The organism is Bacillus sp. FJAT-29937 (genome assembly GCF_001509555.1).
In the GTDB taxonomy this organism is placed as follows: Bacteria; Bacillota; Bacilli; order Bacillales; family Cytobacillaceae; genus Cytobacillus.
On the sequence record NZ_LMAS01000006.1, the window covers coordinates 139,479 to 153,898 of the forward strand.

A 14,420-nucleotide genomic window follows, 5' to 3' on the forward strand; every position below is an offset into this window, starting at 1 on the left:
AGTCAAGTCCTTATTTTTGTGTAAAATCAAATCAACAATGCTAACCTTAGTATAGTTGATACCTCTGTTTGATTTTTTTCTGGGGGAAGGGGGTACCCCCTTCCCCCAGAAAAAAATTTCGCTTCGCGTTCGTGGCTATTCATCTCTTTCTTTTGTTTAACTGTAAATTTTCATTCTCCATTAACAATGCACCAATTAGTCGAAATGCGGACTGTGTATTAGGAAATACCCGAATGACTCTTTCTCGTCTTCTAATTTCCTGATTTAAACGTTCCAGTGAATTCGTACTGGTTAGGTAGCGGTGATATTTTACTGGTTCATTGAAATATTGGATAGACTCTTCAAAGCCGTCTTCAAGCACCTCGATGGCCTTAGCTACCTTCGGTTCCTGACTGTAACGTGAAATAAATTCTTCTTTAAAGTATCTAGCTTCTTCCACAGATATTGCTTGATAGATTTTTCGAATATCAGCTATTACTTGCCTTATGTCTTTCTTAGGTAACTTGTTGTAGATATTTCGTTTAAAATGAACTGTGCAACGTTGCCATGAAGTCCCAATAAATTCACGCTCAATGGCTTTTTTTAATCCTGCATGCGCATCTGAGATAACCAGTTTTGGAGACTGCAATCCTCGGGCTTTTAAGCCTTGGAAGAAATCCCTCCAGGCCTCATAGCTTTCTACGTGATCTATTTTTAGCCCTAGGATTTCGCGCTTTTTCTTAACGTTCATTCCCGTCATAATATAGACAGCTTTCGATACGACTTTATGATTTTCCCGAACCTTAATATACATGGCATCTGCATACAGGTAAGGAAAATACTCTACATTCAGTGGACGATTGGCCCATTGTTTTACGATCGGGTCAAGCTTCTCGGTCAGGGAAGATACGAAAGACTTTGAGACGCTTTCTCCACAAAGTTGTTCTATGATGTTTGTGACTTTTCTCGTGGATACCCCATTAATTACCATCTCTAACATAGACAGAACTAGAGCCTGATCCATTCGGGAAAACTTCTCGAATAATGAAGGAGAGAAGTGACCCTCTCTTGTACGCGGTACCCTTAGTTTTATTTTCCCAATACTAAGAATCAATTCTCTTTCATAATAGCCATTCCGATAATCCCGGCGATCAGGCGAGCGTTCATAAGCAGCTGCACGTAAATAATCATCTCGTTCTTTTTCCATGAATTCATTTAGAACCAACACAATAGACGACTTTACAACCATTTCAATATTAGAATTCATTACCGATTCTTTTAAAAGATCTAAATCTAGGTTAAACTGTATTTGAGTCATTTTTATTCCTCTCTTCCTTGTTTATCGTCGCTGTTAAACATTGTAGACAAGAAGGAATAAAATGACTCCTTTTCTTTTTACACAATTATATGGACATAATCNTTCCTCTCTTCCTTGTTTATCGTCGCTGTTAAACATTGTAGACAAGAAGGAATAAAATGACTCCTTTTCTTTTTACACAATTATATGGACATAATCACAACATCTGCTATTTGGGACATTTACCAGGGAGAGCTTTGACAGAAGTTTGGAGTATTAATAATAAATGAAAAATCCCTTGAGACTTTACTTCACAACTCTAGGGATTTTGTGTTTTTATTTCCTCAAAAGTAAATACATAAAATACGGTGCCCCAATGAGTGCAACGACAATCCCAGCTGGTATGCCATCAGGGTCAACGAGATTGCGGCCTATCGTATCAGCGAGCAACAGCAGCCATCCGCCAATCAAAATGGCAATGGGCAGGAATAGTTGGTTTCTTGGGCCGACTAAAGCTTTAGCAATATGCGGGGCCATGAGCCCGACAAAGGCGATTCCTCCTGTTACCGAAACCGCGGATGCTGCTAGTGCAACCGCTGTTAAAAGCAGGACGATCCGCTCCTTTTCAATGGATACACCGACGCCGATGGCTACTGGTTCGCTCAGACTAAGGAGATTTAACCGATTGGCTTTATATAATGTAAAAGGTATAAGGATGGCGAGCCAAGGAAGAATGGCCCATATAAAAGGCCAATCTGTGCCCCAAATATTCCCTGCAAGCCATTTGGCGATAAAATCTACTTTTTCCCGTTCAGCAGATGAAATCAGAACGATCATTACTCCGGAAAGGGCCATAGAAAATCCAACCCCAATGAGAACAAGTCTTACGGGCTGAAGGCCGGAGTTTTTGTTATAGGCAAATAGATAAATGAAGCCAGCGGTGAGTATAGCTCCAACAAAAGCGATAATCGGAAGCAAATAAACAAATGAACCCGCTGTAAGCGGATAGAACAAAAAGAATACAGCAATGGCTACACCTGCTCCCGAGTTAATGCCGACAATACCTGGGTCAGCTAAATCATTGCGGGTGATGCCTTGTAAAATGGCGCCAGATAGGGCTAAAGCCATTCCTGCTAGCAATGTGATAAATATTCGCGGCAGTCGAACGGAAAATAATACAAACTCCTCTTTAAACGTCCCATAACCTAAAATAGTTGGGATGAGGCGGTTATAGGAGAGAGCGGAGTAGCCCATTCCCATACCAATAAAGACTGTCAAAATAATTAGTGCAAATAAAATGGCTAATGTTATACGTTGTTTTCTTATTAAGGCCGGATCGATCATGAGAATACTTTACCTCCTTTGTGTACGATGAATAGAAAGAATGGCAGTCCAATCATCGAGACAATGGCGGCTACAGGTGTTTCAAATGGAGAATTGATCGTACGTCCCAATGTATCTGCGAATAACATAAAGGTCGCTCCTGTAATGGCAGACATCGGAAGGATAAAGCGATAATCCGTTCCAACGATCGCACGGACGATATGTGGAACCATTAACCCGATGAATGCCATATTTCCGACAAGTGCCACAGACGCACCAGCTAGAAGAATAATGATAATAAATAAAAGAGTTTTTATTCGTGCCGTGTTTTGCCCTAACCCAACAGCCACTTCCTCACTTAAGCTCATAATGGTGAGTTGCCTTGAGAGGAAAAGAGACATGAGTATGCCAATCGTGATGAAGGGAATGATGGTTTGCAGCTGGCTCCATGAAGTTCCGATTATTCCGCCTGCAGTCCACATTGATACATCTTTTGAAATTTTAAAATAAATCCCGACTCCCTCCGCGATGGCGTGGAGGAAGGCTGATACTGCAGCCCCTGCTAATACGATGTGAAAAGGGGAAAACCCTCCTTTTTTCATCACTCCCATACTAAAAACCATCACCGCACCGCCGGCCGCACCAATAAAACAAGCAATCATAATGCCGAAGTAATTGGCAGAAGGGATAAATGCAATGGTTAAAGCGAGAGCAGCATTGGCTCCAGCCGTTAGCCCAAGTAAACCGGGGTCTGCCAGTGGATTTCTAGTCATTCCTTGCATAATGGCCCCTGAAACAGATAAAGCTGCACCAACAAAAATGGCTGCCACTTCACGTGGAAAGCGAATTTCACGGATGATGGACAATTTTTCACCGGTTGCCTGGGAAGTAAGGGCGAGCCATACATCTTTTACTGTGGTGTCTGCAGCTCCGAATACTAAAGAAGCTATAAACATACAAAGAAAGGCAAGAATTCCTGCTATTAGCTTCAATGTAAATGAAATGGAAGATCGGTTGTTTTTTGTCATTTTATCTCACTTTTCCTATTAATAAATGAGGAAAAGGAATTCTTCTAATAAGAATCCCCCTTCGTATAATTAGTTGCCTAGAAAGCTTTTCTTGAAGAAGTCTAATTGAAAATCAAGTGTGATAGGATCATTGAAATAGAACTCTTTCATATTAGCTTCATATACATGATTATTTTGGACAGCAGGAATGTTTTTGTACGTATCTGTTTCTTGGAATGAGTTATCTGTTTCGCTATTTTTGCTTATGATTAAATAATCTCCGGCAAACTCAGGGAGAACTTCTAAAGATAAAGCATAGTAGCCGTCTATTAACGCCGTTTCTTTCACTTTTTCAGGCATATTTAATTCCATTTCTTGATAAAGAATTTCTGTGCCGCGGCCCCAGTTATCGCCGTATACATAAAGCTGCTTGTCAAAGTTTTCAATGACAGAAACGGTTGCATCTGCACCAATCTTTGCTTTAATTTCATCACCAGCTGTTTGGGCACGCTTTTTGAAATCGTCAATCCAAGCTTGAGCTTCTTTTTCTTTATTTAATAGTTTGCCAATTTCTAAGTGTTGTGTTAAATAATCTACTTTCCCGTATGTATAAGTAACTGTTGGTGCAATGTCGTTTAATTTATCAATGTTTTTAATATTTGATAATCCAATGATCAAGTCCGGATCTAATTCTATTATTTTCTCTAAGCTTTCATCAGACACTTCTGCTACGTCTTTTAATTTTGAATCAAAACGAGGATTCATTTTTGACCATGAATCAACCCCGACAAGATTCACATCCAATGCCATGACGTTACCCGCGAAAGAGGAAAGAACAATGACACGTTTTGGATGAGCAGGGACTTCGATTGGGCCGTTTTCTGATTGATACGTAGTGGTTTCAGTTTTGTTCACATTTTCATCTGCTTTTGCAGCGCTGTCATTTTCGGCTGTTTTATTACTGCAGGCGCTAATGATCAGTACACATAATAGTAAAAAGGGAAATAATAGTTTTTTCATTGTTCTTATTCTCCTTAAAGTAAATTGTAAGTTAGACACATCGGTTTGTTTGTGCGCGGATCCCGCCCTATTTGAGCATCAATATGGAAAACTTGCTCAAGGACGCTAGGATCAATGACTTCTTCGCAATCTCCAGCCTTTACGATTTCTCCATCCTTTAAAGCGATAATAAAGTCAGCAAAGCGGGCAGCTTGGTTTAAGTCGTGAAGCACCATCACAATCGTCCGTTCTTGCTCGTGATTGAGCTTTTGCAAAAGCTCTAACACTTCTAGCTGATGGGCCATATCAAGATATGTAGTCGGCTCATCAAGAAAGATAATTTCCGTCTCTTGTGCAAGTGCCATCGCAATCCATACACGTTGGCGCTGGCCTCCTGAGAGTGAATCTACAGGACGAAATTTAAAATCGAATGTTCCTGTCACTTCTAGTGCCCAATCAATGACTTCATAATCTTTTGGTGTTAGCCGGCCAAAGCCTTTTTGATAAGGAAAACGGCCATATGATACGAGTTCGCCAACGGTTAATCCGCTTGCGCTTTCAGGTGTTTGTGGAAGAATCGCCATTTTTTTTGCAAGCTGCTTTGTATTTTCCTTTGAAATATTCCCTCCGTCCAAAATGACTGAACCTGATTGATGAGAAATAATACGGGTAATCGCTTTCAATAGCGTAGATTTCCCACAGCCGTTCGGTCCAATGATCGTTGTGATTTTTCTATCCGGAATTTTTACGGAAAGCTCTTTTACGATTAATCGTTCCTCATAGCCAATGCTTAAGTCTTCAGTATATAAGCGGACCATTTGTACCTCCCATTTCTTTATAAGTAGAAGTTTATATTGATAATGATTATCAATTTCACTATAATCATTACTATAATGTCATATATTTCTAATGTCAATAATTAAATGATAATGAGAATCATTATCTAGAGGAGTGGGCGGAATGAATGAGCAAGAATTATTTGATGTGACAGTAATTGGAGGGGGACCAGCAGGACTTTATTCGACCTTTTACAGCGGGCTTCGGGAGATGAAAACAAAGCTGATTGAGTACCAGCCGCAATTAGGGGGCAAAATCCATGTCTATCCAGAGAAGATGATTTGGGACGTTGGTGGGCTGACACCAATTCCAGGTGCAAAATTAATCAAACAGCTTGTTGAGCAAGGATTAACATTTAATCCAGAAGTCGTGTTAAACGAAAAAGTAGAATCCATTACCCGCGATGAAGCGGGGATATTTGTCTTACATACAGCTTCAGGTAGAAAACATTATTCGAAAACAGTGATCGTTGCAGTGGGCAGCGGCATATTGAATCCTCAAAAGCTTGAGATTGAAGGAGCTGAGAGATTTGAAGTATCTAATTTAAATTACACCGTAAAATCATTAAAACACTTTAAAGATAAAACAGTGATTATTTCTGGTGGTGGAAATTCAGCGATTGATTGGGCAAATGAATTGGAGCCAGTGGCAAAAAAGGTGTATTTAACTTATAGAAAAGAAGCTTTAACAGGCCATGAAGCACAAGTGACACAGCTGTTAAACAGTTCAGTAAAGTGTTTCTTTCAATCATCCATATCGAAGCTCATAGCATGTGAGAATCATGAGGTGATCGAGTGTGTAGAGCTGACCAATCATCAAACGGGGGAGGTTTCGTCCTTGGCTATCGATGAAGTCGTTATTAATCATGGGTATGAACGCGATACGGCATTGCTGAAAAACAGTGAGCTGCATATTAAAATAGCAGACAATGATTATATTGCAGGTAATGCAAATAGCGAATCTTCAGTCGCCGGGCTGTATGCGGCTGGAGACATTCTTATGCATGAAGGGAAATTAAATTTAATTGCTGGCGCCTTTCAGGATGCAGCCAATGCGGTCAATAAAGCGAAGCAATTCATTGACCCAAGTGCATATTCAGCCGGAATGGTATCCTCTCATAATGAAGTGTTTAAAAAGCGCAATCGGGAATTAGTGAAGCAAATGATGAATTAAATCGGCAGGATGGGATCCCCTGATTTTTTCCTTTACAAATGTTTTGAAATGGTATACCTTCAATTCAATATAATTATGCTGCAATAAATTGCTCTTAATAAGACGGATACTATTACAAAGGAGGAATTAATTTGAGAACATTCCATAGAGAGCCAAATGTGTTTGTTGGAGAAGTCAATATAAAAGTAAAAGACTTACAAGCCTCAATCCACTTTTATCAGAATTTAATGGGCTTCAAAGTATTAGAAGAGTCTAGTCACAAAGCTGTCCTAACAACGGATGGGAAAACACCATTAGTCACGCTTGAGCAGCCTGCAGATGTCATCCCGAAAACTGGCCGTACGTCAGGTTTATATCATTATGCCATTCTGCTGCCAACCCGAGCTGATTTATCTGTCTTTTTGCGGCATTTACTTCAAACTGGCTACCGATTTGGAGCGGCCGATCATTATGTGAGTGAAGCTTTGTACCTTAATGATCCAGATGGAAATGGAATCGAAATCTATCGTGACCGCCCGTCTGATGAAAGAACTTGGAAGAATGGGTTAGTGGATATGGCGACGGAACAGCTGGACGGGGAAGGGATTTTGGCTGAAAGCAATGTGGAGTGGACTGGTTTGCCTGCTGATACTCTGATGGGGCATATTCACCTGCATGTAGCTGATCTCCAAAAGGCAGAGGATTTTTATACGAAAGGCCTTGGTTTCCAGACGGTTAGCTACTACCCGCAAGCTGTCTTTCTATCAACCGGAGGCTATCATCACCATATTGCCATCAATACTTGGCAAGGAGTGGGGGCTCCAACCCCTCCGGAAAATAGTGTAGGGTTGAAATGGTATACACTTGTTTTTCCGGATGAGGCAGCACGAGACAACGTGGTTGCACAGTTGAAGGGAATCGGTGCATCGGTTAAAGAGGAAGAGGATTATTATGTGACAAGTGATCCAGCTGGGAATCGGATTCGGTTGGTGATTTAAGTAGATAAAGCAGGCCTAGAGATGGAGAACACAACCATCTTGGGCTTTTTTTATTTTGGTTGGAGAATTTCCCTCTATTTTTGCCTTTTCTTCTATTTGCAGAGTATGATTAAATATATAGAATGTATCCTCGGAAAGGAGCGATGCATGTGGAACTGCATTTAACTCAAAAAATGATCAAAGACATGTGCGGTGCTGTCTCCTTCAAAAGAGGAGACTCTTTTTATCGTGCGGGCAAGGTAATTATAAATAAATACAGTCATAATCGCTGTGAAGCAACGGTTATTGGTACGGAAAACCTCCATGTGACGATTGAAAAGGACCATGCTGGCGGTATACAGACCGCATGCAGCTGTCCAAAGCTTGCTTCTGTCAAAAATGATTGCCAGCATATTGCGGCTGTTTTGCTAGCTGTGTACGATCGGCAGCGTCAAGGGGCAGAGCTGATGCAGAATGATTTGCTGACGGACGGTCTGCTTCGGCTTTTCAATGATCAGCCCGTTCGGTCAAGCGGCGAGCAGCTTCATTTTGAAAATAGACAAGTTCTTGCAGCAGAGTTCATCTGTAAGCCGGTGGAAATGGGCCAGGGTTCATGGATGATGGGGGTCGAGGTAAAAGTAGGTCCCGTTCATGTCCAGGATATTCGGGGATTTCTGGATAGAATAGGGGCCGGCCATTCTTGCGAGCTTTCAACACTTTTTACGTATGATCCGGGGATTTATTGCTTTCAAAAGGAAACAGATGATGTGATTCAGGAGCTCCTTCAGGTAAGGCAAGATGAAAAGGCTCAATCGGACGGTGAAAAAAGTGACCACATGCTTATGATCCCGTCTTCTTCTTGGGGCCGGATTCTGCCACTCCTTATTAAAGCTCCACTCGCTAAGCTTACGTATGCTGGAAATACGTTTAACCGACTACAGCTGTCAGAAGAGGTCCTTCCATTACAGTTCGACTTTGAAGAAAGTGGAAGAAACAGCTATCGGCTGCGTATAAGTGGGATGGACCGTTTGAAAGTGATGGATTTATACAGGGCTGTCTTATATGACGGTCGAATCATTCAGCTGATAGAAGAGGACAGTAGGCGTCTAATGGAATTGAAACAAATGCTCGAAACGACAGGAACGAGTGAAATTCCGATTTCGAGCAATCAGGTTGACTTTTTCCTGGAAAAAGTGATTCCTGGCTTAAAAAAAATCGGAAATGTTCGTCTATCAGATGCCATTGCTAATCGGCTTGTGAGGGCTCCGTTAATCGCGAAGCTTTATTTGGATCGGGTAAAAAACCGTCTGCTTGCCGGGCTTGAGTTTCATTATGAAAACATCGTTATCAACCCGTTAGAGGGACGGGAACCGCCTGCGAGTATCATGCTCATAAGGGACGAAGAAAAGGAAGAGGCAATCCTTCAGCTGATGGAGGATAGCTCTTTCGGAAAAACAGATGGCGGATATATTCTGCAGAATGAAGAGCTAGAGTTCGAGTTTTTATGCTACACCGTTCCGAAGCTGGAGAAGCTTGTGCAGATTTATGCCACAACAGCGGTAAGAAATCGGATTTTCAGAGAAAACGCCCGTCCGCAAATTAGGGTGAGGGTCAAGAAGGAACGCACCAATTGGCTGGAGTTTAAATTTGAAATGGATGGCATACCTGAACAGCAAATCCGCGATATTTTACAGGCTTTAGAGGAAAAAAGAAGGTATTACCGTTTGCGAAACGGATCATTGCTTTCATTGGAAACACGGGAGTTTGAAGAAATACAACGTTTCCTGCGTGCCGTTCCTGCCCAAGAAGAAGATTTAGAAAGCGGATTGAATGTCCCGATTGTTCAAGGGCTTCGGCTGCTAGATTTGGCAGAGGGGAGCCGCGCCTTTACATTGGAGGAATCATTTAAGCAGTTTTTAGAAAAGCTTCGCAATCCTGAGCGTTTCGAGGATAAGGTTCCAGAGCGGTTAGGGCCCATTTTGCGGGAATACCAAAAACAAGGCTTTAGATGGATGAAAACACTTGCTGGTTATGGGTTCGGAGGGATTCTTGCAGATGATATGGGCTTAGGGAAGACGCTGCAGAGCATTGCTTTTATTTTATCAGAGCTTTCAGATATCCGTGAGAAGAGGGAGCCTGTTCTGATCGTATGTCCATCCTCATTAACTTATAACTGGCTTAGCGAATTGATGAAGTTTGCTCCGGAAATTGTAGCATTGGTGATGGATGGCAGTAAAGCAGAGAGAGCCCATTTGCAAAGGGGATGCAATGATATGGATGTAGTTATTACCTCATATCCCCTGCTGCGCCGCGATATCAAATGGTACGAGAAACAAACCTTCCATACAGTATTTTTCGATGAGGCTCAGGCTTTTAAAAATCCGATCACGCAAACAGCGAGAGCGGTTAAAAGAATAGGGGCGAATCACCGTTTTGCCCTCACCGGGACTCCGATTGAAAATTCCCTTGAGGAGCTTTGGTCAATTTTCCACGTAGTCTTTCCAGAATTATTTATGGGGTTACAGGAATACAGTTACTTGTCAAAAAAGGCAATTTCCAGAAGAATACGTCCTTTTATGCTTCGCAGGCTTAAGGAGGATGTTCTGTCAGAGCTCCCTGAGAAAAATGAAGCGGTGGTATCAGTGGAACTGCTCCCCGACCAGAAGAAATTGTATGCAGCCTATTTAGCGAAGCTTCGTCATGACACCCTTAAACATTTGGATAAGAACACACTCAGGAAAAATCGCATTCGGATTCTTGCGGGATTAACTAGATTAAGACAAATTTGCTGCCACCCAGCATTGTTTGTAGACGGCTATAAAGGAAGCTCAGCAAAATTTTTGCAGCTTATTCAGCTCATTGAAGAGGCAAGGCTTTCCGGAAGAAGGGTGCTGATTTTCTCCCAATTCACAAAAATGCTTTCGCTTATTGGCAGAGAACTGGTGAAACAAGGTCTCCCTTTCTTCTATTTGGATGGTCAAACTCCATCCGAAGAACGTGTGGACTTATGCAATCAATTCAATGCAGGAGAGCGTCACTTTTTCCTCATTTCCCTGAAAGCAGGCGGGACAGGGCTCAACCTGACTGGTGCTGACACGGTTATTCTATATGATCTTTGGTGGAATCCGGCTGTCGAGGAGCAGGCAGCAGACCGCGCTCATCGCATCGGGCAAACGAAAGCGGTTCAGGTTATTAAGCTTATATCTCGCGGCACCATTGAAGAAAAAGTAAATGAACTGCAGGAGAAGAAACGTCATTTAATAGAAGAAGTCATAGAATCCAAGGAGGGTGTGATGACTGCTCTTACGGATGAGGATATTAGGGAGATATTGGGGGTTTAAGGTCGACGTAGAAATCGAATAAAAATAGAGAGACAAATTCAGGCGTTTTTGTCTCTCTACCATTAAGATTATTTAAATATAGAAATAGATTCTTCCAAATTCGCCGCAAATTCCTTTAATAGAAGAGTTGTTTCTTCCAAATTGTTTATTTTCTCCATTTCCTCTTTCGATGCACGATCCACTTCTATTGTGTCTTCCACCGTTTGTTTTGTAATGTTTGCAAAGTTCTCCAGGGAAGCGAACATTTCCTCTGATCCCGCACTTAATTGCTCAGTTACAGCAGAAACTTCAAGGATTTCTTCATTTACCTTCTGAACGGAATGAAGGATTTCAGCAAATACCTTCCCAGTATGTTTGACAGACTCGGTTCCATTACTTGCTTTAACTATGCTGCTATTCATTTCTGTGATGACGTTTTGAGTGACGTTTGTAAAATCACTTATATGTCGAGAGATTTCCTTTGCGGAGGTTTTTGACTTTTCAGCAAGAACCCTTACCTCTTCAGCTACAACAGAAAAGCCTCTTCCATGCTCTCCTGCCCGACTAGCTTCAATCGCTGCATTCAAGGCAAGCAAATTTGTCTGCTCCGAAATTTCTGTAATGACCTTTGTTATTTTACTAATTTCGTCTACTTGGCTGATCATGCTGTTCAGATTATTCGCCGTTCCGATAATGGAGGACTCCACCTCTTGTATTTCTTTTATTAAAGCAGAGATTTCTTGATTTTCTGATTGAACTGTATCTGTTACATGATTGGATGACTCGGAAACGCCTGTAGAGGAATCGGCAATTTTTTGAATACCTACAGACATCTCTTCCATTGCCCGAACGGATTCTTCAAGTTGCTGGAGATTGCTCTTGCTTCCGCTTGCGATGGTGCTGATTTTGATTACATTATTTTCGTTAGAGCGTTTTGATGAATGGACATCTTTCGAAAGCTGCTCTGAAGCTTGCAATAAATGGTTTGAAATATTCACAATATGAGTGATTAATAAATTAATTTTTTGGGTCATATCCTTGAAGGAATCAGCTACTTGCCTAATTTCATCATGTCCCTTCACTTTTAAGCTATTAATCAGCTGCTCTGCCTGATCAAGATTCCCATCCTGAATTTCTCTAGCTGTTTTGGAAATGATGGATAATGGAGCAAGGCGTTTTCTAATAAATAGGAACATCACGATGCCGGTAAAAGCCACCAATGCCAATAGGATGGTAAGGTATAGCGGCATCGAGTTAGATATGACATTGTCCTGAATGACACCGATATCTTCTGCCATTATATCAACACCAAGTATTCCTATCACTTGATTATCCTTATTATTGATAGGTGCAAATGCTGATAGGTACTTGCCGTACTGCGGGTCATTGACAATGTCTGTGGAATTGTAATCCCCATTTAAAGTAGGCTCGATATCTTCAAAGCTTGTACCTGTCGTTGGAGCTCCTATTTCAGCAGCGTCTTCCGCATCTTTTGCGGAGCTGTCAACAAGAATAGAGATATTCTTACTATTTTCTTGAAGAATGTACACATACGCTGCTCCTGTCTTCAATTGATAATCACCAAGCTGCTCCCTAAGCTTCCAATAATCTTCAGACTCCGTAGGATTATCAAGGAATTTTTCAAGGGTGCTTGTGTCTACTCCCGAAGACACTGTCTTTGCTGTATTAATGCTGAAATTGGCGATGGTTTTTTCTACTGTCACTTTTGTATTCTGAAATAAAATTAAAGTTGCTGCGACAAGGATAAATACCATTGAGGCAAGTATTGAAAAGATAATTTTCGTACTCAGCTTTCTTTCTCTTGGTTTCATAATTTTCCCCCGATTCAAACTATTTTAATCAAGTAATATATCGTCAGTAATTATAGTTTTTTAAGGTTTATGGCTATGAAAAGTTATTCGTTTAGTTATATTTTCGTTTGTTCAGAATTTGATTCCACCTGGTGGAATTACAAAAAATATTTACAAAGTTAAGAAACTTTTCACCTCATTAAAACGTAAACTAAGTCACTTGATTATTTACCCAAATTTTTAACAATTTTTTAACAGATGTCATAATAGTGTTGTAACGTTCATTTGTAATTAGTATTATAGGGAAATGCAGATAGGTTATGAAGTTTCATCATACATAGGGCTTAGTACACTTTTTTGAAAGCGCTATTAAATTTTTATAAATTTGCTCATATGGGCGGAAAAAAGGGAAGAATTTTACCGAAACCATATGCTTAAAACTTTATTTTTAAAAGAATATAAGATTTGAGAAACGGGAGGGAGAGCGTGATGAGCGGCAACTCCATTACGATAGAACAATTGGTTCGGCAGTTTAAATTAGAGGTTTTGGCTGGAGAGAGTCAATTGGACCGGATCATTACGAAGCCGAAAACCGTACGGCCTGGCTTAGAATTTATTGATTTCTTTGACTTTTTACCGATGGAAAATGTTCAGATACTTGGGAAGCATGAAGTAAATTATTTAAAGTCGTTAGATGATGCTGAGAGGAAGCTCCGTGCTGGCAATATTGTTAAATATAATCCTCCATGTATTATCGTGACCGCCCAACAGGAAAAACCGAAATACTTGACCCAATTTTGCAACGAAGAGAAAATCCCATTGCTGCAAACAGAGGATTCCACTTACGAATTTATTGCAAAGCTTGATGCCTTTATGGTTAAAACACTGGCACCTGAGATTGCTGTTCACGGTGTTTGTGTGAACGTTTCGGGAATCGGCATTTTGCTGAGAGGTAAATCAGGCGTTGGAAAAAGTGAGACTGCCCATACGCTAATCGGACGTGGGCACCGACTGATCGCCGATGACATCGTTGTGTTGAAAAAGCTTAGCCCACAAACGCTGCTCGGTTCCCATAATGGAATGAATAAAGAATTCCTCGCTCTGCGCAGCATTGGACTATTAAATGTAGTGCGTCTGTATGGAAGGAAGGCTTTCCAAGAGGAAACCCGGATCGCTCTTGATATTGAACTAACGAAGTGGGAAAAGGATGATCTGAATAACGAGCTCGAGCTTGAAACCAAGTTTACGGAATACATGGATGTTCAGATCCCTCATATACAAATTCAGCTCCAGCCCGGCCGAGATGTGGCCGGATTAATCGAGGCCGCCGCCAATAATTGGTATTTAAAACAGCAAGGCTACAGCGCAGCGGAGGAATTCATAAAGCGCCTTGAAGGAGAAGGGCCGGAATCGAGCTGGAAATGAGTCATAATGAATAGCTGATCCCCTTGCCTGTTTGATAGGGTAGGGGGTTTTTGTAGAGCTTTTGTGAATCGCGTTTAGAAGTACTACTGGTCAAAACGCTAACTATGAAGTGTTCATGGCACGCGTTTAGGAGTACTTCCGCCCAAAACGCTCACTATGAAGTGTTCATAACTCGCGTTTAGGAGTACTTCCGCCCAAAACGCTCACTATGAAGTGTTCATAACTCGCGTTTAGAAGTACTTCCAGCAACAATGCTAACTATGAAAGCATCATTGCTTGTGTTTAGCAGAACT

General features: G+C 41.2%; 10 protein-coding genes. 4 read left to right on the forward strand and 6 right to left on the reverse strand.

The features are described from left to right. Positions 1 to 139 precede the first annotated feature (139 nt). The 5 genes from AR328_RS14310 to AR328_RS14330 all read right to left on the reverse strand — a co-directional run bounded on the left by AR328_RS14310 (position 140) and on the right by AR328_RS14330 (position 5,423). Positions 140 to 1,297: an IS256 family transposase gene (locus AR328_RS14310; protein ID WP_066296394.1), complete on the reverse strand. Its 1,158-nt coding sequence runs from the start codon at positions 1,295 to 1,297 to the stop codon at positions 140 to 142. Between the two features lie 315 nt (positions 1,298 to 1,612). Then, positions 1,613 to 2,620, reverse strand: a complete 1,008-nt coding sequence (locus tag AR328_RS14315) for a FecCD family ABC transporter permease (protein ID WP_066296398.1) — start codon at positions 2,618 to 2,620, stop codon at positions 1,613 to 1,615. Continuing rightward, entirely contained in the window at positions 2,617 to 3,627 is a 1,011-nt protein-coding gene (locus AR328_RS14320) for a FecCD family ABC transporter permease (protein WP_066296400.1), read from the reverse strand. Before AR328_RS14320 ends, AR328_RS14315 begins: the two co-directional genes overlap by 4 nt. 69 nt (positions 3,628 to 3,696) lie before the next feature. Continuing rightward, positions 3,697 to 4,626 (reverse strand): iron-hydroxamate ABC transporter substrate-binding protein, encoded by a 930-nt coding sequence (locus AR328_RS14325; RefSeq protein WP_066296402.1) that lies wholly within the window; start codon positions 4,624 to 4,626, stop codon positions 3,697 to 3,699. Positions 4,627 to 4,640: 14 nt separating this feature from the next. Next, on the reverse strand, positions 4,641 to 5,423 hold the full coding sequence (locus AR328_RS14330; RefSeq protein WP_066296404.1) for an ABC transporter ATP-binding protein: 783 nt from the start codon (positions 5,421 to 5,423) through the stop codon (positions 4,641 to 4,643). Positions 5,424 to 5,565: 142 nt separating this feature from the next. Here AR328_RS14330 and AR328_RS14335 point away from each other — a divergent pair, with 142 nt between their 5' ends. From AR328_RS14335 to AR328_RS14345, 3 genes are all read left to right on the forward strand, one after another. Beyond that, positions 5,566 to 6,615, forward strand: a complete 1,050-nt coding sequence (locus AR328_RS14335; RefSeq protein WP_066296411.1) for an NAD(P)/FAD-dependent oxidoreductase — start codon at positions 5,566 to 5,568, stop codon at positions 6,613 to 6,615. Positions 6,616 to 6,746: 131 nt separating this feature from the next. Next, on the forward strand, positions 6,747 to 7,592 hold the full coding sequence (locus AR328_RS14340; protein WP_066296414.1) for a VOC family protein: 846 nt from the start codon (positions 6,747 to 6,749) through the stop codon (positions 7,590 to 7,592). Positions 7,593 to 7,741: 149 nt separating this feature from the next. Then, entirely contained in the window at positions 7,742 to 10,912 is a 3,171-nt protein-coding gene (locus tag AR328_RS14345; protein ID WP_066296417.1) for a DEAD/DEAH box helicase, read from the forward strand. 68 nt (positions 10,913 to 10,980) lie between these two features. Here the strand turns inward: AR328_RS14345 and AR328_RS14350 are convergent, their stop codons facing one another. After that, on the reverse strand, positions 10,981 to 12,723 hold the full coding sequence (locus tag AR328_RS14350; protein WP_066296420.1) for a methyl-accepting chemotaxis protein: 1,743 nt from the start codon (positions 12,721 to 12,723) through the stop codon (positions 10,981 to 10,983). A 468-nt stretch (positions 12,724 to 13,191) separates the two neighbouring features. Between AR328_RS14350 and hprK the strand changes: the two genes are divergently transcribed. Beyond that, a complete protein-coding gene (gene hprK, locus AR328_RS14355) occupies positions 13,192 to 14,127 on the forward strand; it encodes an HPr(Ser) kinase/phosphatase (RefSeq protein ID WP_066296422.1) in 936 nt (311 codons plus the stop codon). Positions 14,128 to 14,420: the final 293 nt, after the last annotated feature.